Here is a 22,823-nt window from a genome sequence, read left to right as displayed (position 1 = left end):
AACGTGCGCAGACGCCGCCCGATATGATCGTGATCGGCCCCTGCCCCGCCTTCTTGGCTGCCCCTTTTGCGGCCCTCTACCACGCCCCTGTCCCGTTCCGATTATCGATCCGCTTGCGCAACGCCTTGACCCGCCAGTGGAATCAACGGAACATATAGCGAACATATGAGTCGCAGCAATGATGTCTTCCACCGCCCCACCCATCGAAACACTGGCCCGCCTGCGGGGCGCCATAGGCGCTGTGCGAAGCGGTGAGGGTGCAGTCCTGCCTTTCGGCATCGAGGCGGTAGACACGCGATTGACGGGCGGCGGCCTGGCGCTCGGCGGTCTGCACGAGACGTCTTCGGCGACACCGACCCTTACAGATGATGCAGCTGCCACGCTGTTCGCGGTCGGGATTGCCGCGCGCGCAGCAGCGCTGAGCGACCGCCGGGTGCTCTGGGCGCTCACCCGGTTCGACCTCTATGCGCCGGGTCTCGAACAGGCCGGGCTCAGCCCTGCAACGCTGTTCTTCGCCGAGGTACGTGAAGACAAGGACGTTCTGGCCGTCATGGAGGATGGCTTGCGTCATGGCGGGCTTGCAGCGGTCGTCGGCGAGGTAAAGCGCGCCGACATGGTTGCGACCCGACGACTGCAGCTGGCGGCAATGACGGGAAATACCCCTGCCCTGCTCTCGCGTCGCTGGCGCCGACAGGGCACCTGCCCACTGACCGAGCTGTCGGCGGCCATGACACGGTGGCGGATCGCCTGCGCGCCTTCCGCGCCGCTCCTCGCCCCCGGGGTCGGCCGCGCGCGCTGGATGGTCGAGCTGGCACGCCAGCGCGGTGGCCCGGGCTTCACGATGGACTTGGAGGCATGCGATGACACGGGTCGCCTCGCTCTACCTGCCGCATCTCGCGATCGAGCGAATGCGACGGCTGGAGCGGCCGCGCGCGCTGCCTGAACCAAGGCCCGCGCCTATGCTTCCCATCGACGACGACCCCGGTGCCTGCTCGGTGCCGCGGGGCGGCGGCTGGCGTCCCGGTGCGCGCTGGGCGCAAGGCGCTGCGCGTGCAACGGTGGAGAAGCAGGTAGCGGCACTGCCGCTGCACCAGCGACCGCCGATGCGCGAGCTGGGTCGTCGGTCTGAGGCGGCGGACCATCCGTTCAGACACCCCAGCGCACCGGGTCAGCACAAGGCAGTATCAGGGCCAGCACCCGCGTTGAACCTCGTGCCGATGGTATTGGCTGAGCAGATCGGACAGCGACAGGTGATCTCCGCCGCTTGCCCGGCGGCGATGACGCTCGGACTGACCCCGGGCATGGCGGTGACGCAGGCGCGGGCGCTAATCCCGGATCTCGACATCCGCCCCGCCGACCGGGCGGCAGATATGGCGTTGCTGGCGGATCTGGCGCTGCATGCCGTGCGCCATTGGACACCGACCGCCGCGGTCAGCGGATCGGACGGGCTGTGGCTGGACCTGAGCGGCGTCGCGCATCTGCACGGGGGCGAGACCCGCTTCTGCCAACGACTGGTCGGGTTCTGCCGACGCTTCGGCCTGACCGCACGAGTCACGGTCGCCTCCACGCCGGGCGCAGCTCATGCGCTCGCCCGTTTCGGTCGCGATGCCATCCTGCTGGTTCCCGGCGGACAAGAGGCACAGGCGCTGGCTCCCTTACCTCCTGCCGCACTCCGCCTGACCCCGGAGGCAACAGCGGCGGCGAACCGGTTTGGGCTCGACCGGATCGCCGATCTCCTGCCGCTGCCACGCGGGCCGCTCGCCCGGCGGCTAGGCATGGCGAGTGTCCGCCGCCTCGACGAGGCACTGGGGCGTGTCCCCGAACCGATCGTGCCGGTCGTGCCCGAGGAGACGCCGGTCGCAAAGCGCCGGCTGCTCGAGCCGATCGGCACCGCCGAGGCGATTGAGCAAGTGATCGCCGACCTGCTCGCCGACATGATGCTGCTGTTGCAGGCGCACGGGCGCGGTGTGCGCACATTGGTGCTGCTGCTCGACCGGATCGACGGCAGCGAGCAGCGGCTCGCGATCGGCACCGCGCGCGCGACCCGCGATGTCGTGCATCTCGCCCGCCTCTTCCACCTGCGCATCGAGCGGATCGATCCGGGTGACGGGATAGAGACGATGCGCCTCGCCGCGACGCGGACCGATCCGCTGGGTGCTACCGCGGTGGCGGGTGACCTGACCGGCGAGGCGGCGGTGCCCGACGTCGCGACGCTTGTCGACCAGATCGCCGGCCGGGTCGGCGAGGCGGCGCTGTTCACCGCCGCGCCAGTCGAGAGCGACGTGCCCGAACGCGCGGTACGCCGCGCGCCGCCGCTCGCCGCGCCGACTGGCTGGCCGGCCTGGCGCCGGCCGGTAAGGCTGCTCAGCCGGCCCGAGCCGCTGACCGGCGTGCTCGCCCTCCTCCCCGACGCACCGCCGCGCCGCTTCACCTGGCGCGGGCAGGTCCATGCGGTGGTGGCCGGAGATGGTCCGGAGCGCATTCACGGCGAATGGTGGCGGCGCGACGGCGAGGTCTGGGCGGTGCGCGACTATTTTCGGGTCGAGGACGACACCGGCGCACGCTTCTGGCTGTTCCGCCGCGGCGACGGGGTCGATGCCGCAACCGGTGATCTCAGCTGGTACCTCCACGGGCTATTCGGCTGATGGCTGCCCCCACCACGACCTATGTCGAGCTTCAGGTGACGAGCCATTTCTCGTTCCTGCGCGGCGCCTCCAGCCCCGACGAACTCTTCGCCGCAGCCGCGCTGCAAGGCCACACCGCGCTCGGAATCGTCGACCGGGGCAGTGTCGCCGGACTGGTGCGCGGGTGGGAGGCGCAGAAGGCCACTGCCGTGCGGATGATCGCAGGCGCGCGCGTCGATCTCGACGATGGGCGGGCGCTGCTGCTCTATCCAACCGACAAGAACGCCTGGTCGCGGCTCACCCGGCTACTGACGCTGGGCAAGTCGCGCGCGGGCAAGGGCGGCTGCACGCTCGGTTGGGCGGATGTGGTTGCCTGGAATGAGGGGTTGATTGCGATCCTGCTCCCGCACGAGGCCGACAAGATGACGGACCGCCATCTTGTCGATCTGCACAAGACATTCGGCGGGCGCGGCTATCTCGGCCTTGCCTTCCGGCGGCGGCCCGACGACGCGCTTCGCCTGCACCAGCTATCGATGCAGGCGGCGGCTGCAGGGGTCGCGACCGTCGCCATCGGCGACATCCTGTACCATGCTCCGCAAGCGCGTCTGTTGCAGGACGTGGTCACCGCGATCCGCGAGAAATGCACCGTCGACACGCTCGGCTATGCCCGTGAGCGTCATGCCGATCGCCACCTCAAGTCGCCTGAGGAAATGGAGCGTCGCTTCGCCGCCTTCCCAGATGCGATCGCGGCCACCGCCGCGATCGCGCGCGCCTGCACCTTCGACCTCGGCGAACTCAGCTACCAATATCCGCAGGAGCGCGTGGTAGAAGGACTGACCGCGCAAGGCGCACTCGAACGGCTGACCGAGACGGCGGCGGCACGGATGTTCCCCGAGGGCCTGCCGCAAGCCTATCGCGACCAGATCGCACACGAGCTCAGGCTGATCGGCGAGCTGGGCTACGCTCCGTACTTCCTCACGGTGAACAGCATCGTCGCGGAGAGCCGCAGGCGCGGTATCCTCTGTCAGGGGCGCGGGTCCGCCGCCAACAGCTGCGTCTGCTTTGTGCTCGGCATCACCAGCATCGACCCGATCAAGCATGAGCTGCTGTTCGAGCGCTTCGTCTCCGGAGAACGCCGCGAACCGCCCGACATCGACGTCGATTTCGAGCATGAACGGCGCGAGGAGATCATCCAGTGGATCTATGACACCTATGGGCGCAACCATGCCGCGCTAACCGCGGTCGTCACCCGCTACCGCGCCCGCGGAGCGGTGCGTGAGGTCGGCAAGGCGCTGGGCCTGCCCGAGGATTTGACCAAGGCGCTTGCCGGCCTCATCTGGGGCTGGAGCCAGGAGGGCGTCGGCGAGAAACAGGTTTCCCAGCTCGGCCTCAACATGGATGACCGGCGGCTGCGCCTGGCGCTGGAACTGTCGCGCCAGCTGATCGGCGTACCGCGCCACCTGTCACAACATCCTGGCGGCTTCGTCCTCACCCATGACCGGCTTGACGATCTCGTCCCCATCGAGCCCGCCGCGATGGTCGACCGGCAGGTGATCGAATGGGACAAGGACGATATCGATGCGCTGAAGTTCATGAAGGTCGATGTGCTGGGCTTGGGCATGCTCGGCTGCATGAACCGCGCCTTCAACCTGCTGGAGGAAGCCAAGGGCCTGCGCGTCGGCATGGCCGACCTGCAGGACGACGATCCGAACGTCTATGCGATGATCCAGAAGGCCGACACGCTCGGCACCTTCCAGATCGAGTCCAGAGCGCAGATGAGCATGCTGCCTCGCATGAAGCCCGCGCGTTTCTACGACTTGGTTATTGAAGTCGCGATCGTCCGCCCCGGCCCGATCCAGGGCGACATGGTCCACCCCTATCTGCGCCGCCGCGAGGGGCGTGAGAAGCCCGACTATCCACGCCCTGAACTGCGCGCGGTGCTGGAGAAGACGCTCGGCGTGCCGCTCTTCCAGGAACAGGCGATGAAGGTCGCGATCGTCGGTGCAGGCTTCACCGCGGTCGAGGCCGACCAGCTCCGCCGCGCCATGGCGACGTTCAAGTTCACCGGCGGGGTCAGCCACTTCTACGACAAGCTGGTCGAGGGCATGGTGTCGCGCGGCTACCCCCGCGACTTCGCCGAACGGACCTTCAAGCAGATCGAGGGCTTCGGCTCCTACGGTTTCCCCGAGAGCCACGCCGCCAGCTTCGCCAAGATCGCCTATGCCAGTTGCTGGATGAAGCATCATCATCCCGACGTGTTTTGCGCGGCGCTGCTCAACGCCCAGCCGATGGGCTTCTACGCGCCCGCCCAGGTCGTCCGCGACGCGCGCGAGCACGGCGTCGAGGTACGGCCGGCCTGCATCAACGCCAGCCGCTGGGACTGTACGCTGGAACCGACACGCGGCCGCTATCTCGCCGTGCGGCTCGGACTGCGCCAGGTGCGCGGCCTTGCCAATGCGCATGGTGCGGCGATCGTCGCGGCGCGGGGAGACGCCTCTTTCCAGTCGGTCGAGGAGGTGTGGCGGCGTGCGGGCGTGCCCCGTGCCGCGATCGAGCGACTGGCCGAAGCGGATGCCTTCCATGTGCTAGGAGAGGATCGCCGTCAGGGGTTATGGAAGGTGAAGGGCCTGGGCGAGGCCCCCCTCCCCCTGTTCGCCGCCGCCGATGCGCGCGAAGCCTCGTTCAACCCGGAGGGACTGGAGCCCGACGTGTCGCTCCGCCCGCTGACCGAGGGCCGCGAGGTGGTGGAGGATTACCGTGCGCTGCAATTGTCGCTGCGCGCCCATCCCCTAGTCTTCCTACGGCAGGATCTCACCCGCCGCGGCATTGTCCGCTGCGCCGACCTCGCCCACATCAAGGACGGCCGCCACGTCGAGGTCGCCGGGATCATCCTTGTCCGCCAGAAGCCCGGCAGCGCCAAGGGCGTGCTATTCATCACCATCGAAGACGAGACCGGCATCGCCAACGGCATCCTCTGGCCCGATCGGTTCGAGGCACAGCGCCGCACCGTCATGTCGGCGGCGATGATCGGGATGAAGGGCCGGGTGCAGCGCGAGGGGCTTGTCATCCATGTCATCTGCGACCGGATCATCGACTATGGCGGGCTGCTCGCCCAAGTCGGACAGATGGACTTCCCCCATGCGACCGGCCGGGGAGACGGTGCGCGCCATGCCGGGTCGCCCGACCGGGGCGATGCCGGCTGGCGACCGGGCCCGCGCGACAGCTACTGGCCACCGCACGCCAATGGCCAGGATCCCGAACAGGTGGTGCGGATCAAGTCGCGCGACTTTCATTGATCGGCCATGTCGCGCCATCAGCGGATCATCATAGACTTGTCGCTCCACATCCTGCGCGCGGCCGCCGCCCGGTCGGGCAAAGGCAAGGTTGACACCATCGAGGTGCGCCTCGCGCTACGCTGCCTGATCGCGCATTGCCCGGAGCGCTGGCCGCTCGACATGTTTTGGAACTCGGCCGGCACCGACCACGACATCGGCCGCGCGCAGGGTTGCACGGCCGCGCTGAACGGCATCATCCGACAGATCGGCGGCGATCCTCGCTAGGCGCTTGTCCAGCGTGCCGAAGCCGGCACGCTGGACTGCCCCCAGCCAGACATCCATTTTCGCATAGGCCGAGTATGGAACGTGGCGATTATCGGCTCAGAACGGGCGTGTGTAACCTCACATTGTGATGTACCACTTGCCGTCGACTTTTCGTACCTTGCCGGTGTCGGTCTGCGTCGACCCGTCGCCAAAGCGGGTGACGGTGGTCACCAGTGCGTGATCCGCATCCGTTTGGTCGACCTTCTCGACCTCGACAGACGTCACGCCGCCCCGCTTCTGCGCATTCGCGGCCTTGCCTTGCAGCATCGGCGTGATGAAAATTCCGGCGGTCGCCTTGATCTCCGGATCAATGCGTTCGAGCGCCTCGGCGGTCTGACCGCGCCCGGCTGCCTCCATCGCGGCACGGGCAGCGTCACCCGGTCCCTGGCCGCAGGCGGTCAGTGCGAGAAGTGCGGCGGCTGCGAACAGCGGACGAATATGCATTCTCCCCTTCACGATCGTACCCATCACAGCACCGGCTTCTTGGCACGGGCGGCGATGAAGGCCTCAGCGGCCTGCTCGACCAGTCGGCCGGGTTGCTGGGCCGAACCTTCCGGTGGCGCGATCATTACCGTTCCGCCCTGCGGGCCAACATTCGCGCTGGCGCGGAAGCCACTGCCGTTCTTGCTCCACCGTGCCGTGAATGTATCACCCGGCTGCTCTTCGCGCGCCGTGCCCCATTTTTCGACCAGCATGTGACGCCATTCGGCGACCGACGTCCCTTGCGGCGCAAGGTACACGATCGACGACAGATGCGCCCCGTCCGGCCAGACCAGCGTCTTCAACACATAGCGTCCACCAGCATCGTCCTGAAGCGTGGCTTCGCCAAGCACGCTGCGCCGCGTTTCCACGCCCCCAGCGCCGCCACTAATGTTGATGGCGCTGCGAACCTGACTTTCGAAATCGACGAAGCGGGTCACGCCCCGGCTGGTCAGCTTTCGCGTCGCGATGACGGCGGAAACCTCCGCCTCGCTCATGCCGAGGCGAAAGCCGCCAAGATCGAAGGTGACCGGATCACCGGCAACGCTGCGATCGGCAGCGCGGGTCAGGCCGACGATCACCGGCGTGGCCGGCATGGTGATGGCAGGCTGCTTCGGCCCGTTGCCGAAGACGGATGGGATCTTGTCGAGCAGCTTGGTGATGGGTGCCCGCTGGGCGGCGGCGGGCACGGCGGCCAGCCCGATGACAAGTGCAATGGTCAAACGCATAAGTGTCTCCCTGTGATATCGATCGGATCAGAAGCCGGTGCGCCAGCCGACGAGCGCGGCGACGGAGCCGTCGGTGACGTCGTGCATGACGCCGAGGCGGAGCGGCATGGCGGTGCGGGTGACGTAACCCGCGGTCAGCTGGACACGGCGTTGCCCTGCAAGGCTGGCGCGGGTGACGCCATACAGGACCGAACGGCTGGCAAGGTCGTAGCCGGTGCCCAGCGTCAACTCCGCCGCGCCCGCCTCGATGGCGAGCGGCTGCGCGATACCGAGCGTCAGCAGGCCGCCGGGCACCGCACCGCTTGCCTGCACGCCGATCCGGCTGCCGAGGATCGGGGTCGCGCCGGTCACCAGCGACGCGGCGTCGATCTTGAGCCGGGTGATGCCCAGTGAGCCATAGACCTCCAGCGCCCAGCCATCGGTCACGCCGATGCGGTGATGAACTTCGACCATGACGGTGTGGGCACCGCGTCCCAGCCGCAGCGCGCCGCTGCCGGTCGGCATGCCCATCAGCGTGCCGTCTTCGTCGATGAACGACGCGCGCAGATCTAAGTCGTCCTGGTTCCAGCCCAGCGTCATCGCCTGCGCGGCACTCCCGCTGGCTCGCCCCGCCGCCATGGTCAGCCCGAGTCGTCCGCCACCGACCGCCCGGTCGAGGCTGAGGCTGGTCCCGGCCTGCGGCACATAGGCGAGCACGCCATCAGCGAAGGGGGCCAGCCCCATGACATCGGCCTGAAGCATGTCGCCGGTATTCCACGCCGCATGCATCCGGCTCGTCCCGTCAGTGTAACCGACGGTGCCCGCCGTCGCTTCGGCACGGACCTGATCCTGGCCGGGACCGAAGCGGGTGCTCGTAAAGCCCATCGTCCCGCTAAAGCCGCCGAGTGACAGGCTCGCCTGTCGTCCCATCTGCTGGACTCGCCGCTCGATCCGGTGGTCGGCCATCACCTGCGGCTGGACGACGCGCGCGGCGACCGAACCCGCGAAATCGCGGCCATAGGCGTCGAGTACGGTGACATGCGACAGCGCCGTCTGGATCGCAGCGGTGCCAACAGCCCCCGGCACGACCATCACCGACCTGGCGATGCTGGTCTGGGTGCTGCCGTTCGACAGCGTCGGATTGACCGGCGACAGCGCCGCCTTGAAGTCGACCAGACCCATGCCGAATACCTCGTCCGGCCCCGGCGCACCGATGTCCTTGGCGGTCTTCAGGATGACGTCGCCCGCTTGCTGGCCGCTCAGCTGGGGCCATTTGGACAGGATGTCGGCAGCGAGGCCTGCGACCACGGGTGCCGCCGAACTGGTGCCGGAGAAGACACCGACCGTGCCATCGACCAGCGTCGTCACATTGGAGCCGACCGCGACGACGGTGCGATCCTTCATCGACCCCGCCCGATTGGAATAGGCCTCAATCTCGTAGGCGTTCAGCGCCGGGCTGAGCGCACCGACGAACAGCACCGCGTTGCGATTGCCGGCGGTGATCCACTGGCTATTGTGGGGATCCGCAGCGCCGTAATTGCCGGTCGAGTTGACCAGCAGCCCGCCGGTTGCTGCCAGGCGCTCGGTTGCCGCGGTCCAGCTTGCGCTGCCACCGACCAGTGATGAACTGACGATCTTGATACCCTTATCCGCCACATAGCGGATCGCCTCGTCGGTATGCGACAGGATTTCCCCTTGCGTCTTCTCGTTCCAGTCGGCGACCCGGAGCGAGACGATCGTCGCGGACGGCGCATAACCCACTGCGCCACCGCCGTTGACACGGGCGGCAATGATGTTGGCGACCGCCGTGCCGTGATCGGACGCGGTGCTGCCCAACTCGTTGCGCTTGGTCCGGGTGCCGTCCGCGGCCACGATATAGCCGAAGTCCTTGGACAGCGTCTGATCGATGCGGCCCTCAAGCTCGCCGTTCACGTCCATCACGCCATCGTCGACCACGGCGACGGTGACGCCCTGGCCGGTGTGCCCGCTGTCGAGGGCGTAAAGCGAATTCATGAACTCGTTCGCACCATAGTTGCGGCGGAACTCGGGCGTGTCGTTGACCGAGCGGATCGGCTGGCGGTCCGATGGCGTGATGACATAGCCCGGCGGTGGCGGCACCGGCGTCGAATAGACCGGCGGCGTTGGCACTGGCGTTGGTGTGGGAGCTGGTGTCGGCGTGGGTGAAGGCGTCGGAGACGGCGTGGGCGTTGGGCTCGGCGACGGCGTTGGCGACGGTGTCGGACTTGGCGATGGCGTAGGCGCGGGCGTCGGTGTCGGCGCAGGCGTCGGTGATGGACTCGGCGTCGGCGTTGAGCCGCCAGTCGGCGGTGGCGTCGCTACGCTGCCCGAACTGCTGATCGCGCCGCCGCCCCCGCAGGCAGCGATCGTCATCGCCAGCATGCTGGCCGACGCTGCTCTGATCCCCCGTATTCCAACCATCATCATCCCCCGATGGGGATGCGCGCCGGACAGCCGGCGGCACCCCGTGAAATGGCGGGGTGCCGGCCCTCTGGAGACCGGATGTTCGAAACCAGCACTGAAACTGGCGCGGGCGCCTTTAGCCGGGTGGCCTGGACATGCGCGTCCGCCACCCGGTCACAAAGAGCTCTGCGACCGTGTTTGGTCTTGCGACCGGCTTTCAGTGCGGGGTTTCGACGCCCCGGTTCACGGACAAAATCCGCGAACCGCCCCAGGCTATAGGCCAATCCTTAACAAATTGCGACAGTCCGAAGGGGCACATCCATGCTGATGGCATGGAAAAGGGGCGCTGGTGGCGCTGATCCGTATGGGCAGATGAAGCGAAGGTTCTGAAAGAAGGGAAAAACAGGGTTGGCATCCGCCGGCTCGGCCTTCGGTCAGATTTTTCGTCGTCGATCGGTCCTGCCGGTCATCCCCCACCATCCACGCGTCTTAAACCCCGCCGCCTCACGCGGCGTGGGCGACAATGGCGCGTGCCTGGAGCACATTGCCTATGCTTCCCTCACCTATCATCACGGCCCTGAGCGTTGCCCGGCTCGACGTCGGTCATCGCCTGGGCGTCGACCGCCAGATCCCCATCGGTGCTGCCATTCTCACCGCCGAATTACGCGGCTCGCTCATTCACTTCACCCTCGGCAGCTGTGCCCTCCAGCCTTCTGATCCCGCCGAGTGGCTCCTGACCTGGCTCGACGAACAGCTGCTCCGCGATGGCGCAACGATCGCCGGATATGGCCTGGACGATGACGCCACACTCCTTGACCACTTGCCGGGAGCCGAATGGTCGCCCTGCATCCGCGCGCTCGCGGGATGCGGTCAACAATATGCGTTGAACCTGACCGCCAGCCATGACGACAAACGGCTGACCTTCGCGCAGGCCTGCGCGAACATGAACATTCTCCATGCCCCGGTCGATCGAGGTCGCCGCTTCGCCAACTGGCTACGGTCGGACATCAGTGAGATCGAGCGGGAGGTACAAGTCGATGCGATCGCCACCTTCCGGCTCGTCATACGGCGCTTCGCTGCTCTGAACCCGGTCGGACACAGCATCGCCGCCGTCCTCAGCGACCATCTCTCCGCCTGGCTCGGCGAAAGCGATCATGCCGCAGCACAAGCGCACGTCGCTGACCTGCTGTCCGCCGCCGACTGATCCCACTCGGCCGCCATGCGGCCAATATTCAAGGAAATGCCTATGTCTCTCGTCGACCTGTCGGTCGAGGCGCGAGGTTTTGCGCCCTCATCGATCGCACTCGCCATCCGCACCATCGGGGCTTGTCCCGCCGCGCGCAACAGGCCGGATGCCCGCATTCTCTGCGGGATCGGCGTGCTCACTGTCACCCCGGATCATGACGGCTACCGCTTCTCGACCGAGGCTCGCTGCCTAGGCGAAGGGGATACCGTCCTTGATCTGCTCGACTGGCTGGAGCCGCACGTCGCATCGCCCGATGCCGTGATCAGCAGGCACAATTTCGGCGCCGTCCCCTACCGTCTGCTCGCGCTGGCCGATCCGGCGCGCCATCCGCAGATCATTGCGGCCGCCGCCGACACCGCGGGACGATGGCGGGCCCTGCCGCTCGGTCACACATGGCACCTTCGTCAGGCACGCGCGCATCTCATGCCCTGCATGTGCCCGCCGCAAACGCCAGTTGACGAGTGCGCTGCAGAGATGCCGACCGTCCTGCTGCCGAATCCGGCGACCACTGCGGTCGAACTGATCGGCGAGGCGATCGCCGGATGGCGATGCTGGGCTCAAGGCTTCGGCGACTTCGATGACGCCGATCACCCCGCACAGGCTGCACTTCGGGCGCTGGACCGCTGGCGGGGCGAGCAACGCACCGACCTCTGAAGCCCCCTCCCCTCATCCCGGACCTTCCTCCGACAGGAGAATTACCATGCATATCGATCCCGCTCGCCTCTGGAAGAGCGAAACCCCTGCTTATGTCGTCGTCCTCGATGCGGAATGCCGCTACGATCGTGAAGTCCATGGTCGCTATCTTGCAGCCGAACGCTTTTGCCCCGCCGACGTCGCCGACATCGAGCCGCGCGAGCGCCGCTATGACCCGCGCGTGACACCGCGCTGGCCGTGCCAGAAGATCGTGACCCTTTCCTGGCTCATCCTCACCGACGGTGACGACGGCTTGCGCCCGGTGCGAATGGAGACACGCGGGTGTCCCGAACTCGACGAGGCTGGCATCGTCGCTGCCTTTCTCGCCGACGTGGCGCAACTGGGTCATGTCCAGATCGTGACCTGGGGCGGATTCCACTCCGATATGCCGCAGATCATGCTCGCCGCCGTCGCCGCGGGGCTGCGCCTGCCTCCTCGACTGGCAGGCCTGCATTCGCCATGGCGGCGCGAGGCGTCGGGACATCTCGACCTGATGAGCGAGATGTGTGGCGGCGCCAAATCCGCCCACCTCGCCGAGGTTGCAGCCAAACTCGGCGTGCCCGCCAAGATCACCTGCCGCCCGGATCAGGTCAGCAAGCTGATGGATCAGGGCAAATGGTCGTCGGTCAAGGCGGTGGCGGAGGGAGATGTCCTCTCAACCCTGATGCTCCTCATGCGCTGGCGGCATCTGCTCGGCGGAAGCGTGTCGACTCTGGAAGCGACGCACAGGGTGACCACCTTCGTCGCCGAACACCTTTCTCACCGCCCCTATGCCGCCGACTGGGTACGCTACGGCACAGAGGTCCTGAGCCAAGCCTTCGCGCTCGAAGCCGCCAAGGTCGAAGAGCTGATCCCGTCACCCTGACGATCGCGCAAAAGGCCCTGCGCCCGCGTTAACCATCGCCCGCATTTTTTTCAGCGCGCGCACTGGGACCAGGGCGGCTGATGCATTCAGCCGCCCATGGCCCATAAACATATATAAAGGCATTGTACGCTGAATGCTGAATTCCCGTCGCGCTCATCATGAGCCCGACCCGCAACCGGGATTGGCCAGCATGACCAAATCGAATGCCACACCAAGCGATCCGATGCATTCGGATCGCCGACCCGCGTCGGCGCATGCTGCGCCGACGAGGCGCTGGGACTCCCAGCCCGAGACCGACAAATGGCTGGCCAGCCACCATTTCGAGGACGCAACCCCGACGATCCCCTTCCGGATCGACGGCTGGCTGGCGGCCCAGGGCGCAGCCGTCTGGTTCGGCGCGGGCTCGACCGGCAAGACTCAGCTTCTGCTCTGGATGGCGGCGATGATCGCGAGCCGCCCGGAGCACCGGGCACCGACCTGGCTGGGCGGCAAGATCAACGGCACCGGCCATGTCCTGATCCTCACCGCCGAGGACGCCCGGCCGCAGATCGTCGGCCGTCTGCGCGACATCGTGCAGAACACGATGCACCAGAGTGCGGCCGTCGCGCACGAGACCTGCTCGCGCCTCCACGTCATGCCGTTCCTCAGCATGACCGAGGACGAGTTCGGCCACCCCAACGCCAGCCTGCTGCGCTTCGGCGAAGACCGCGTCTGGCGTCCCTCCGAGGTCATGGCCGAGGTTCGCCGCTACATCACCGAGTGGAACGCGCGGCACGACGATCCGGAGGACCGGATCGTCGGCGTGGTCATGGACTCCGCTACCAGCATGGCCGGGTTCGACGGCATGGAGGGCGAGGCCACCACCAACTTCTTTTTCTATCTCGGCCGCCTATGCGAAGCGCTCGGCGTCTTCTTCACGATCATCGGCCATGTCCCGAAGGCCGCTTTCGTCCCCAAGAAGGATCCGTGGGGGAGCGCCGCCTCCCGTCTGCGCGGTGTTGCCATGTGGACGACGGCACCGCGCATGGCGGTCGAGGTGCGCCTCCTTCAGGAGTGGCGCGAGAAGGGCCGCATCTATTACGAGGAGGAGGAGCTTCGCGACCTCTTCCCCGATATCGAGCGTAAGGACTTCCTCGTCATCTATGCCGCAAAGGCCAACTTGCTCGGGGTCTGCCGCGAACCACGCTACCTCATCCGCGACGCTCAGGGGGCATTTCGCGAGGTGAGCCTCCCTGCCCCCACCGATGACGAGGGCACTGGTGCTGGCGAACCGACGCCGCCGCAGTCTCAGGCCAAGCCGAAGTCCGGAGCCAAGCCGAAGACCTCTCGCACTGCGCCGTCCCGCGCTGACCGATCCCGACGTGTCGAGCAGGACTACACCCCGGGCACCGACCTCGTAATGCAGGTCATGGGCGTAACCTATCCTGACCTTGCCGATGGTCAGCGCGTCGCGGCCGACCGCGTCATGAAGACGCTCAAGGCAATGCATGCCGAGCAGCCCCTGCCCGCGCGGTCGCTGGTCGGCAGCGCCTCAGGCGGCGGCAAGACCGGCGCGCGTGCCGGCAGCATCGCCTGGCACTTCCAGAAACTTGAGGAGCGCGGCATCCTCATCAAGCGCAACAGCCGACATTTCTATGTCGGCCAGACAGATGCACCCACCGACCAGCCATAGAGCATGTCACGGCCATCAGGCCGCTCATCAGCCCTGACAGCGTCCCGGGCGAGCGTCGCCCCTTCTCCTCTTTTTCCCTCCTCAAAGTCGACCTGCAATCGATCGATTCTGAAGAAGATTGGCGAAAGCCAGAGAAAGGAAAAAAGGAGTATTTAGAATGAAGACGTTCGCAACTGACCTGCTTGAAGCCACGCTGGTCAATAAGTTCGATGCTGCCTTGCGCTCGGTTGAACTGGAAAACGGAACATCGCTCGCCACTGTCTTGGCATCCGCGATCATGGTCGATCTACGGTGCAGCGGGCGTGAGGATGGCGTCGATACAATCGACACTCTGGACGAAGACGCAATCAAGAAGCTCGGCGCCCTTTTGCTATTCGCCATTTACGGAGACGGCAGGCCATTCAGCCTTCCTCTCGGCACCGTCGTTCGGCCGTACCAGCCGGGTTCGGTCGAGATCGGAGCGGAAGTCTGGGTGATCCAGACGGGCAAGCCGGGCCTGTCTCCGATGGAGACCGTCCGGTACGATGCCTATGGCCGTAACCTCGAGTTGTTACGTGAATTCATCAGCAAATGGGTTCAAGGTCGCCCGTGGCAATGTATCGGTCTGCCCTCGCCCAGCAACATCTCGGATTACGGTCCGGTAAATCTGCTCGCGTTCCCGCCCTTTCACGACGCTGGCGGCGTGGTATTGCAGCGTGAGGTCAACAGCACCGGTGCGGCCTGCTTCGCCGCCGCCATGCCAGAGGACATCAAATTCCTGGCCTTGTCGATCGCTAACGACATGAGAGCCATGTGGCACCGTCGGCAGGACATAGCAGAACAAGCTCGCGCAGTGCGCCAGATCGCCGAGCGCAAAATCTCGAACGATGCGGTTGGCGTCGCGCTGCACGCGATCGCTATCGACCTTCACCGGCAACACACCGACAAGCACTTCGGCTTCTACGTCCACTATGACGCCATCGACGATGCATTCCGTCCCGGTGTGGTGCGAAACTTCATGCCCGCTCCCTTCGAGGGCGTGTATCCAAACCAGGGCGCCACCCACGAGATTGTCGGTCGCCGGGAAGCGCGCGACGTCGTGCGCGCACTTGGCGCAGACGGTGAGATCGACTCCTTCGCCGCTGCTGTCGTGCGCTACGCGCCAGAGGGTCAGGCGGAGGTACTTGCTCGTCTGGCGATCGACTATGACACGGTCGTGCAGTTCGTCACCCCGCTGGGGCCGGTCTATGCCACCCTATACTGGCGCGACGGTTGCATCGAGGCTGAGATTTCGGCCCCTGGCCGGATCGTCAAACGCGGCGAGTTCCTCGAATGGTATGAAGAGGATTTCGACGCAGACGACGCACAAACGCTGCTCGGCCTCACGCCGCTCGATGTCATGCCGCTGCCCTTCGATGCCAGGTGCACGATCAAGCAGGCCACCCCGCTGCGTCCCGGCGTGAAGATGCAACTCGACAGCAACTCCTTCCTCGTCAACTGTGCCAGTGGGTGCATCTGGGAGCGGTAATGGGTTACGGGGTCGGTGCCCAAGGCACCGGCCCCAAGGCATGCTTCGGTCGCCACCAGTATGGCGATGCGCTGGCGTTCTTTGGTCGCTGGCACTGTCTCCGTCCTTGAAGCGACGGGGCAGCTGTCAGCTTCATCGCCGAGCGCCGCGATCATCGCCCCACGCCGCCAAGCGGCTCCTATTCTGCATGATCGGCCAAACGGCGAATATTTGGCGAGAGCGGCCGCCCTGCCCTCCTGCCGCGACGACCCAGATGCGGTCATTCGCGGCCTCTTTTTGGCTACCCACCTTCTGCCATTCATTCATGTGGACAGCGGAGGAGGTGCCGAGGCTCAGCTCTAGCCGCGCCAAGTGTAATCGGAAGCGTCGCGACGATCATGTCAATTTCCCCGGTAGGTCGAATAGCCGTAAGGGCTGACCACAACCGGAACGTGATAGTGACCCGACTTGTCGGTGACGCGGAACGTCAGCGTAATCTCGGGGAAGAACGGCGAGGCCGAAGCGTCCGGGTAGCGCGACATGTCGAACTGGAGCCGGTAGATGCCGGTGTCGAAGGACTTGGCATCCCCGAAGCTGCGGACGCGCCCGTCGCCGTCGGTCGCTGCCGATCCGACCTTCTGCCAGCTCCCGTCCGCGCTGCGCTTCGAGAGCGTGACGGGCACGGCCTTGCCGCCCACGCCGCGGGCAAGATCAAGGACATGGGTCGAGATGTCGGCAGCGGCGGCAGGCGTGGCGACGACGCCGATCAGCAATGCGAGTGCAATGGTCTTCATGAGCGGGGTCCTAACTTGTCGAAGGAGGAAAGCTGGGTCTCGAACCGGGATGTCGGCGCGGCGATGGTCTACCACATCCGCACCCACGTGTTCGCGGGCGATAAGATCCACACCGACGACACGCCAGTCCTTGTGCTGGCACCGGGCACCGGCAAGACGAAGACGGGCAGGCTCTGGGTCTACGCTCGCGACGACCGGGGCTGGCAGGGTATCGGCCCGCCGGGTCCGGCCTACTTCTACACGCCCGACCGCAAGGGTGAGCGCCCACGCGCGCATCTGGCCAGCTTCAACGGGTTCCTCCAAGCCTACGGCTATGAGGGCTATGAGCAGTTCCACGATCGACGGCGACAACCTGGTCCCATCGTAGAGGTGGCGTGCTGGGCGCATGTCCGGCGTAAGATCTACGATGTGTGGAAGGCGACTGGCTCGACCACGGCCCGCACCGGCGTCAGTATGATTGACCTGATGTACGAGGCAGAGGAACTCGGCCACCGGCTACCACGGGAGGATCGGCTGGAACGTCGCCAGGTCGTCAGGATCGGCGTGGACGGCTTCTTCAACTGGGCCGAGGACACCATGCGCTGCATCTCCGGCAAGGGCGCGCTGGCGGACGCCATCCGCTATGCCTTGAAGCGGCGCGAGGCGCTGACCCGCTTCTGCGATGACGCGCGGCTCGAGGCGGACAACAACTGCGCTGAGAACTGCCTCCACCCCGTCGCGCTCGGCCGCAAGAACTACCTTTTAGCCGGTTCCGACAAGGGCGGCGAGCGGGCAGCGGCGATCTACACGCTTATCCAGACCGCCCGGCTCAAGTTCGTTGACGCCGAAGCCTGGCTGCGCAATGTGCTTACCCCGTATCGCTGATGGACATCTTGCCCAACCGCATCGGCGAACTCGCGCCGTGGCACTTTCTAGCGTTTGGAAATTCATAAGGGAGAGAACCGCTTTGCTCGGCTTCTCGTTCAAAGGTGCGCACTGCAGCCAGGCGCCAGTACTCAGGATATGAGTATAGGCGACGCTGCGCCGCTCCTACATTCGATGATTGTCCTCGTTCTTCCTGATACGCTCGGACGGGGAATGCGCGGCAGGCGCACACGCACGTTTTGGTCTACGCGCTCGGTTGAGACCGAGAGGCAATAGCGCGTGGAAGGATGACTATGCGCAGCTGCTGAAAGCGTTTCAAAGTCTAGCTTGGAAATGCCGAACCTTACGGAATCAAAACCGACAAGTTCAACATAGCGCCTCGCCCCACGTCCTATGCCCGCAACCTTGATGGGGCTCAAAACGTAGCGCGCCTCCTCAATCTGTTCTCGGAAAATGTAAAAATTAGCTAGGCGGTCAGCTAAGCCACTGCCCACAACGCTGTAAATTAATGCAAATGTCGCGGTCGACAGCGACAATGCCGCCTTCGAGAGGGGCACTCGAGATGAGCGCTGCGCGCGCTTGACCAAGGTGTACCCAAGCCCGGCTCCCACCAGCGTGCAGCTGGCAGTGACCGGGAAGCGCCACCAGAAGTACGTGCCACTTACCAACTCTGTCGAGGAGAATAGACTGCTAAGCCACCAAGCTAGAAACAGCAACGCGGAAACGGCGTAGATCCCGATCTCGGCGTAACGCTGCCAAGTTAGCTTGTTGGAACGTGACATCGTGCCAGCCGCAACTTTTCCTAATCCGTAGCGCATCCCGTGCAGGTTAACTGACAAAAATGTCTGGTTAGTTACCAACGCCCCTCATCCATCTTCCGACGAGAAACGGTGATGCCTGGACACTTACGCCACGGAGACCCAGATGCAGCCAATCATGGAGATCATCACGTCCTCCGAAACCTGCCGGTCATTCATCGATGCGCTTAGACGCTCGATCAGCGAGGTCAGAAACGAAGCCGCCATTCTTACGCGACGTGATCATGACAGCTTGTAAATAGAGCAGCATACCGCGATCGCCCGCCGGGCACGGAATGACGGCTTTAACGAGCGCGAGCCAACGACTCGATTTTCGTTGCCCAAAATTATGCGCTCGCGCTAACCCGGTGAGGCGATTGGGGAGGGAGAGCGGAGACGATGAATCGGGCCGAGCTGCTAAGGACCGTGGCGTACTACCTCACGCATTTACGCGTGTCCGTAGAAGCGTCTAATTCGCTCAACCTTCAAGATTTAAACGTGCATGCGGAAGCCTTTTTCCGCGACCTCCTCAACTTGACGCTGGATTATGGCCTCATCAACATCAACATCGTTGAGAAGAATGCCCGCGCGATTGACCTCGGCGATTTAGATAATCGTATCGCCATCCAAGTTACGTCAACGGCCGATTTTTCGAAAATTAAGCACACCGTGAACGGTTTCGTAAAAGCCAACTTGCAAGGCGATTATGATCGTCTCATCGTTTTGATAATTGGAGTGAAGAAAAGCTATAGAGAAAAATCGGTCGGAGAACAAAGCACATATTTGATGTCTGTTGCAGATGACGTATGGGATGTAACAGACCTTTTAAGAATGATAAGTGATCTTAACCTAGCAAAAATCGAGTCCTGCCAAAACTTTCTTAGAAAAGAGCTTCGATTATCAGAGCCTCGTCAGTCGAATGAGGTTCACACCCTAATGCGCCTCATTGAGGTGCTGAGCGCTTCAGAAGAAGGCATGCAGGCGGGTGATAACCGAGAAGACCCTGACCCTAATGGAAAGATCCGCGATCGTTTTGCCGATCATGCGAAGTTCCTTCAGGAAGAGTATGTGAAACTTTTCGAAATTTATGGGCGGGCTCTTAAAGAGGTTGAGGCTCACATCGATTTGGGTCCCGTTCGCGTCCGCAAACTCCAAGTCCATCTGTGGAACTGGAGTGATCGCGTTCTAAGGGAATTTATGGGCAATCCCAAGGCCGCGCTGGAGGCCTTGTGCGATCGGATAATGGGGATGATGGGCATCGGCGAGGCCGCGTTCGACGAAGGGGCCGTGCGTTATTATTTGATTAATCAACTCATTGCTTGCAACGTTTTCCCAAACAAGGCTGTGATCAGTGCCTAATATATTCTTGAAGGATGAGGCATTGGCGAAATCGCCTGCGATCGTTGGCTTTGAAATCGCAAATTTTATAAAGGCAAGCGGCAAGAGTCGCGTTAGCATTTTTGACGTGGTTAATCACTTCAAACGTAAGCCGTGGTTTTCATCGAACTCGTTCTTTTATGGCATCACGTTTTTATATGCTGTTGGCTTGATCGAATTTGATGAGCCATATTTGGTAGCCCCTGATGCTAATTAAGCGGCTCTATACTGATCCGGAGATCATCACAGCGATCGAATTCGGTTCGGGAGTGAATATCATTCTCGGCGAAAGCGACGAAACTAGCTCAAAAAACAATGGCGTTGGAAAGTCGCTTTGTATCGAATTTCTCAATTTCGCCCTATTAAAGAAGAAGTCGGAAAGTAGAGTCGCTAAGGTTCCCAAAGAGGTTTTCGATCCATCGACGTTCATCTGCGTCGATTTGGTTATCGAGAACGAACCTATTACCATTCGGCGGTCCGTTGCGGAAGCGGAGCGTCCTCGCATCACAGCTGAAGGTCGTGAAACAGTTTTCGCGAAGATGGACGATGCCACCGACTATCTAACTGATATTCTCTTCCGTGGTCGTACCACTCAAGTAGGGTTCCGCGAAATACTTGGACCACTGATCAGGGACGAACGGTCGGAATTTAAGTCGATAGTCGGGTGCTTTGACACGAAAGCCCGCGTTCCAGATAATTATTCGCCCCACCTCATGTTGCTAGGCGTCGACCTGAAAATTTATCGCGAGATCAAGCTTATCCAGCGTGAGCTAGAGAAAATCTCAGTCGAGGAGCAACGGATTAAAGACAGCGTCAAGCTGATTCGGCAGAAGAGCTTTGACGATGCTCGGTCTGACTTGAATGCGCTGGATGAGGAGGTGGAACAAATCCGTGAGGGCATTGATTCACTGGAAAACATGCCCGCCTACGACGTCGTCAAAGACGAGATTTTGGCGATTGAGGGTCAAATGGATGATCTCCGGCGGCGAAAAGAGGTACTTGCCCGGCGCGTCTCCAGCCTCACCCCAATCGCGGTAGAACCCGGAATCCCTGCAGACGAGATTCAGGATTTTTACAACCAGATGAAAGCTGGTCTTGGAGACAGCATAGTCCGTGAGTTGAAGGAGGTGCTTTCATTCAAATTTAAGATTGAACAATTTCAACGCCACCTCCTCGAAGAGAAAACGGGGGTGCTCGATGTTGAAATCCGCGATATCAACAAACATCTATCTCAGCTCGACCGTCGGTATGCCAAACTCGTGGGCGTGCTGAACCAAGACGGGGCATTACGAAATTTGCGGCAGACTTATGCCTCGTTTCAGGCGAAGAGTGATGAACTCGGGCAACTCAAAAGCTTTTTTGGTCGACACGACCAATTGCTTATAGATCGCCAAACGAAAAAGAGTGAAATCGAGGCCGAGCGACTCTTGCTGCAGGCCAGTGTGTTTGCAGCAGCGGAGGGGCTACGGTCTTTCGAAAAGACGATCCTCTCCATTCATCAATTTATTCAGGGCAGTAAAAAGGCGTCTTTCGACGTTCGGATAACCAATAAGAAGCAAGTCGTAGAAATAGTTCTGCGGATTGACGATGACGGTAGTCACAGCGTGGAGCGAGAGAAGGTTTTCATCTACGACGTGGCGCTGATGTCGAATGGCTATACGCGAGCTCGACATCCGGGTCTTCTCGTTCATGATAACATTTTCGACGTCGATGATGACACGTTGCAACGTAGCTTAGAATACGTCCTCACGCGGGCTCCTTGGGATGACGAACAGCAATACATTCTCACGCTCAATGTCGACCGTCTCGAAAATTGCCGTGATGAAGCTTGGTTTTACGAACTTGAAGAAAGCGTGGTGGCGACATTCACAAAGAGCCAGCGTTTCTTAAAATCTCATTATCAAGAGCTCGGGTGATTATATTCGGGTTTGCATTTACCTCAAAGCGCCTTTGGGGGCTTAAAGTGCCTCACGGGGCGACGGCAACGTCTGCAAATGCGGCGCGCAGCCGTATGGCTCCTCGTTTGAGATTGAGTGATCGGTGCCATTGTGAATGACCATTCAAGCGGGAGGCGGGAAATGGCGGAAACTCGTCCATGGCTACCGTTGCATCCTAAGTGAACAAGCGGCCGCCATTGTCACTTGCGGCCCTAAAGCTGCCGGGCCGCTCCCCACCAGTTTTGAGCAGTCCTACCGACATCATGAGGTCGGTGGTCAAACTACCTCATAGGGCGATGGGTCGTTCATTTCTGATACTTGGGATGGATTGGTCGAACCCCGCCCCCTGCGACATTTGCCAGGACGGGGTGGGTGAAGACGATCACCCGGTCCTGTATCTCTATCGCCAGATAATCCGGGTGCCAGCCAAAGACCGCAGATTTACCGCCCTGCCCGCGTTCGATCCTCGATAGCTGCGACGCGGATATGCCGCTGTAGCGCGCCAGGTCCGACAGGCTCCATCCTAATGCGATGCGCCCTGCCCTCAATGCTCGGCAGAGATAGTCGCGCTGCATATCCTGCTGCGTGTCAGGTATCCACCGAGGTGGTGAGCGCGTCACACCGGGCTCGGCAACATCGAGCCAGTCAATCATGAAAATGTCCATGATCGCCACCAGCGTCTCGGAGCGTGGCCAGACACGGTCATGCTCAATCCGCGATAGCGTTACCCGGCTTATGCCGACGAGGTATGCAAAGACCTTGGGCGGCAGGGGCACATCGGTGCCGGTGCCGGCCAGCCGGTGCGCCCGGATGATCTGGCCGAGGTTGTCCTTGAGCCTGGCATAGCCAGGCGGGAGGCGCATCCGGGCGGGCTTTCGATGAGCCATCGAAATAGAATCTAACGATTGTGTATCCTTGATGCACGCCTGAATTTTGTCTTCCTATCACCGCCCCATGGCCATTGCGCGGATCTCATGGGTGAAAAATGCAAAAAGCGAGAAGGCGTTGGCCGAACTCGTGCAGCTGCTCGCCCGGCAGCTGGCGGCGGAACACCGCCACACCGCGTCTTCCGCGCGGCCCCCAACAGAAAAGGCTTCATCCTCATGACCATTTCCGGCCAACGTCGCGTCGCATTGTACGGCAGACATTCGACCGCCCTACAAACGGCCACGTCGTCCGACGATCAGGTTGCGGCGTGTGCGCCCCTCGTCAATCTCCTTGGTGGCAGGGTCGTAGCAACCTGGCTCGATCCAGAGATTTC

20 protein-coding genes are annotated in these 22,823 nt (G+C 63.1%); 14 read left to right on the top strand and 6 right to left on the bottom strand.

Going from position 1 to position 22,823, the window contains the following annotated elements; translation table 11 throughout:
- The first annotated feature begins 178 nt into the window (after positions 1 to 178).
- The 4 genes from ABDV78_RS13285 to ABDV78_RS13270 are packed head-to-tail and all read left to right on the top strand — an operon-like array spanning position 179 to position 6,184.
- A complete protein-coding gene (locus ABDV78_RS13285; protein WP_343527866.1) occupies positions 179 to 943 on the top strand; it encodes a protein ImuA in 765 nt (254 codons plus the stop codon).
- The gene (locus tag ABDV78_RS13280) at positions 861 to 2,645 is read left to right on the top strand and encodes a DNA polymerase Y family protein (protein ID WP_343527865.1); all 1,785 of its coding nucleotides are present in this window, start codon (positions 861 to 863) and stop codon (positions 2,643 to 2,645) included. The genes ABDV78_RS13285 and ABDV78_RS13280 overlap by 83 nt, the downstream gene beginning before the upstream one ends.
- Complete coding sequence (locus tag ABDV78_RS13275; RefSeq protein WP_343527864.1) at positions 2,645 to 5,920, top strand: error-prone DNA polymerase; 3,276 nt, start codon at positions 2,645 to 2,647, stop codon at positions 5,918 to 5,920. Before ABDV78_RS13280 ends, ABDV78_RS13275 begins: the two co-directional genes overlap by 1 nt.
- A 6-nt stretch (positions 5,921 to 5,926) precedes the next feature.
- Positions 5,927 to 6,184, top strand: coding sequence for a hypothetical protein (locus tag ABDV78_RS13270; RefSeq protein ID WP_294213413.1), 258 nt, complete (start codon positions 5,927 to 5,929; stop codon positions 6,182 to 6,184).
- A 117-nt stretch (positions 6,185 to 6,301) separates the two neighbouring features.
- Here ABDV78_RS13270 and ABDV78_RS13265 read toward each other — a convergent pair whose 3' ends face one another.
- From ABDV78_RS13265 to ABDV78_RS13255, 3 genes are read right to left on the bottom strand one after another with little or no spacing between them, the layout of a single operon-like run.
- Positions 6,302 to 6,691: a DUF4878 domain-containing protein gene (locus ABDV78_RS13265; RefSeq protein WP_343527863.1), complete on the bottom strand. Its 390-nt coding sequence runs from the start codon at positions 6,689 to 6,691 to the stop codon at positions 6,302 to 6,304.
- A complete protein-coding gene (locus ABDV78_RS13260) occupies positions 6,691 to 7,431 on the bottom strand; it encodes a hypothetical protein (protein WP_343527862.1) in 741 nt (246 codons plus the stop codon). The genes ABDV78_RS13265 and ABDV78_RS13260 overlap by 1 nt, the downstream gene beginning before the upstream one ends.
- A gap of 27 nt (positions 7,432 to 7,458) precedes the next feature.
- Positions 7,459 to 9,558: a S8 family peptidase gene (locus tag ABDV78_RS13255; protein ID WP_343527861.1), complete on the bottom strand. Its 2,100-nt coding sequence runs from the start codon at positions 9,556 to 9,558 to the stop codon at positions 7,459 to 7,461.
- Positions 9,559 to 10,381: 823 nt separating this feature from the next.
- On the opposite strand from ABDV78_RS13255, the gene ABDV78_RS13250 reads away from it, so the two are divergent.
- The 5 genes from ABDV78_RS13250 to ABDV78_RS13230 all read left to right on the top strand — a co-directional run bounded on the left by ABDV78_RS13250 (position 10,382) and on the right by ABDV78_RS13230 (position 15,814).
- The gene (locus ABDV78_RS13250) at positions 10,382 to 11,035 is read left to right on the top strand and encodes a hypothetical protein (RefSeq protein ID WP_343527860.1); all 654 of its coding nucleotides are present in this window, start codon (positions 10,382 to 10,384) and stop codon (positions 11,033 to 11,035) included.
- A gap of 42 nt (positions 11,036 to 11,077) precedes the next feature.
- A complete protein-coding gene (locus ABDV78_RS13245) occupies positions 11,078 to 11,731 on the top strand; it encodes a hypothetical protein (RefSeq protein ID WP_343527859.1) in 654 nt (217 codons plus the stop codon).
- A gap of 46 nt (positions 11,732 to 11,777) precedes the next feature.
- Positions 11,778 to 12,635 (top strand): hypothetical protein, encoded by an 858-nt coding sequence (locus ABDV78_RS13240; RefSeq protein WP_343527858.1) that lies wholly within the window; start codon positions 11,778 to 11,780, stop codon positions 12,633 to 12,635.
- Positions 12,636 to 12,768: 133 nt separating this feature from the next.
- On the top strand, positions 12,769 to 14,307 hold the full coding sequence (locus ABDV78_RS13235; protein WP_343527857.1) for an AAA family ATPase: 1,539 nt from the start codon (positions 12,769 to 12,771) through the stop codon (positions 14,305 to 14,307).
- Positions 14,308 to 14,464: 157 nt separating this feature from the next.
- Positions 14,465 to 15,814: a hypothetical protein gene (locus ABDV78_RS13230; RefSeq protein WP_343527856.1), complete on the top strand. Its 1,350-nt coding sequence runs from the start codon at positions 14,465 to 14,467 to the stop codon at positions 15,812 to 15,814.
- A 380-nt stretch (positions 15,815 to 16,194) separates the two neighbouring features.
- On the opposite strand, the gene uraH is transcribed toward ABDV78_RS13230, so the two are convergent.
- Positions 16,195 to 16,587: a hydroxyisourate hydrolase gene (gene uraH / locus ABDV78_RS13225; RefSeq protein ID WP_343527855.1), complete on the bottom strand. Its 393-nt coding sequence runs from the start codon at positions 16,585 to 16,587 to the stop codon at positions 16,195 to 16,197.
- 15 nt (positions 16,588 to 16,602) lie between these two features.
- Here uraH and ABDV78_RS13220 point away from each other — a divergent pair, with 15 nt between their 5' ends.
- Positions 16,603 to 17,451: an IS66 family transposase gene (locus ABDV78_RS13220; protein WP_343527854.1), complete on the top strand. Its 849-nt coding sequence runs from the start codon at positions 16,603 to 16,605 to the stop codon at positions 17,449 to 17,451.
- A 131-nt stretch (positions 17,452 to 17,582) separates the two neighbouring features.
- Here the strand turns inward: ABDV78_RS13220 and ABDV78_RS13215 are convergent, their stop codons facing one another.
- Positions 17,583 to 18,311, bottom strand: coding sequence for a hypothetical protein (locus ABDV78_RS13215; RefSeq protein ID WP_343527853.1), 729 nt, complete (start codon positions 18,309 to 18,311; stop codon positions 17,583 to 17,585).
- Between the two features lie 336 nt (positions 18,312 to 18,647).
- On the opposite strand from ABDV78_RS13215, the gene ABDV78_RS13210 reads away from it, so the two are divergent.
- From ABDV78_RS13210 to ABDV78_RS13200, 3 genes are read left to right on the top strand one after another with little or no spacing between them, the layout of a single operon-like run.
- A complete protein-coding gene (locus ABDV78_RS13210; RefSeq protein ID WP_343527852.1) occupies positions 18,648 to 19,607 on the top strand; it encodes an SMEK domain-containing protein in 960 nt (319 codons plus the stop codon).
- Positions 19,600 to 19,842: a hypothetical protein gene (locus ABDV78_RS13205; RefSeq protein ID WP_343527851.1), complete on the top strand. Its 243-nt coding sequence runs from the start codon at positions 19,600 to 19,602 to the stop codon at positions 19,840 to 19,842. Before ABDV78_RS13210 ends, ABDV78_RS13205 begins: the two co-directional genes overlap by 8 nt.
- The gene (locus tag ABDV78_RS13200) at positions 19,832 to 21,541 is read left to right on the top strand and encodes a DUF2326 domain-containing protein (protein WP_343527850.1); all 1,710 of its coding nucleotides are present in this window, start codon (positions 19,832 to 19,834) and stop codon (positions 21,539 to 21,541) included. The genes ABDV78_RS13205 and ABDV78_RS13200 overlap by 11 nt, the downstream gene beginning before the upstream one ends.
- A gap of 326 nt (positions 21,542 to 21,867) precedes the next feature.
- Here ABDV78_RS13200 and ABDV78_RS13195 read toward each other — a convergent pair whose 3' ends face one another.
- Positions 21,868 to 22,425 carry a helix-turn-helix transcriptional regulator gene (locus tag ABDV78_RS13195; RefSeq protein ID WP_343527849.1) on the bottom strand — a complete coding sequence of 186 codons (558 nt, stop codon included), beginning with the start codon at positions 22,423 to 22,425 and terminating at the stop codon, positions 21,868 to 21,870.
- 91 nt (positions 22,426 to 22,516) lie between these two features.
- Between ABDV78_RS13195 and ABDV78_RS13190 the strand changes: the two genes are divergently transcribed.
- Positions 22,517 to 22,669: a hypothetical protein gene (locus ABDV78_RS13190; protein ID WP_343527848.1), complete on the top strand. Its 153-nt coding sequence runs from the start codon at positions 22,517 to 22,519 to the stop codon at positions 22,667 to 22,669.
- Positions 22,670 to 22,823 lie beyond the last annotated feature (154 nt).

The organism is Sphingomonas sp., from assembly GCF_039594485.1.
Lineage (GTDB): Bacteria > Pseudomonadota > Alphaproteobacteria > Sphingomonadales > Sphingomonadaceae > Sphingomonas.
This window is presented reverse-complemented; position numbering and strand designations above follow the sequence as displayed.

Excerpts from the sequence above, each read along its gene's own strand:
- ABDV78_RS13285 (WP_343527866.1), top strand. The coding sequence starts at position 179 with ATGATGTCTTCCACCGCCCCACCCATCGAAACACTGGCCCGCCTGCGG.
- ABDV78_RS13280 (WP_343527865.1), top strand. The coding sequence starts at position 861 with ATGACACGGGTCGCCTCGCTCTACCTGCCGCATCTCGCGATCGAGCGA.
- ABDV78_RS13275 (WP_343527864.1), top strand. The coding sequence starts at position 2,645 with ATGGCTGCCCCCACCACGACCTATGTCGAGCTTCAGGTGACGAGCCAT.
- ABDV78_RS13270 (WP_294213413.1), top strand. The coding sequence starts at position 5,927 with ATGTCGCGCCATCAGCGGATCATCATAGACTTGTCGCTCCACATCCTG.
- ABDV78_RS13265 (WP_343527863.1), bottom strand. The coding sequence starts at position 6,691 with ATGGGTACGATCGTGAAGGGGAGAATGCATATTCGTCCGCTGTTCGCA.
- ABDV78_RS13260 (WP_343527862.1), bottom strand. The coding sequence starts at position 7,431 with ATGCGTTTGACCATTGCACTTGTCATCGGGCTGGCCGCCGTGCCCGCC.
- ABDV78_RS13250 (WP_343527860.1), top strand. The coding sequence starts at position 10,382 with ATGCTTCCCTCACCTATCATCACGGCCCTGAGCGTTGCCCGGCTCGAC.
- ABDV78_RS13245 (WP_343527859.1), top strand. The coding sequence starts at position 11,078 with ATGTCTCTCGTCGACCTGTCGGTCGAGGCGCGAGGTTTTGCGCCCTCA.
- ABDV78_RS13240 (WP_343527858.1), top strand. The coding sequence starts at position 11,778 with ATGCATATCGATCCCGCTCGCCTCTGGAAGAGCGAAACCCCTGCTTAT.
- ABDV78_RS13235 (WP_343527857.1), top strand. The coding sequence starts at position 12,769 with ATGCTGAATTCCCGTCGCGCTCATCATGAGCCCGACCCGCAACCGGGA.
- ABDV78_RS13230 (WP_343527856.1), top strand. The coding sequence starts at position 14,465 with ATGAAGACGTTCGCAACTGACCTGCTTGAAGCCACGCTGGTCAATAAG.
- uraH (WP_343527855.1), bottom strand. The coding sequence starts at position 16,587 with ATGAAGACCATTGCACTCGCATTGCTGATCGGCGTCGTCGCCACGCCT.
- ABDV78_RS13210 (WP_343527852.1), top strand. The coding sequence starts at position 18,648 with ATGAATCGGGCCGAGCTGCTAAGGACCGTGGCGTACTACCTCACGCAT.
- ABDV78_RS13200 (WP_343527850.1), top strand. The coding sequence starts at position 19,832 with ATGCTAATTAAGCGGCTCTATACTGATCCGGAGATCATCACAGCGATC.
- ABDV78_RS13195 (WP_343527849.1), bottom strand. The coding sequence starts at position 22,425 with ATGCGCCTCCCGCCTGGCTATGCCAGGCTCAAGGACAACCTCGGCCAG.
- ABDV78_RS13190 (WP_343527848.1), top strand. The coding sequence starts at position 22,517 with ATGGCCATTGCGCGGATCTCATGGGTGAAAAATGCAAAAAGCGAGAAG.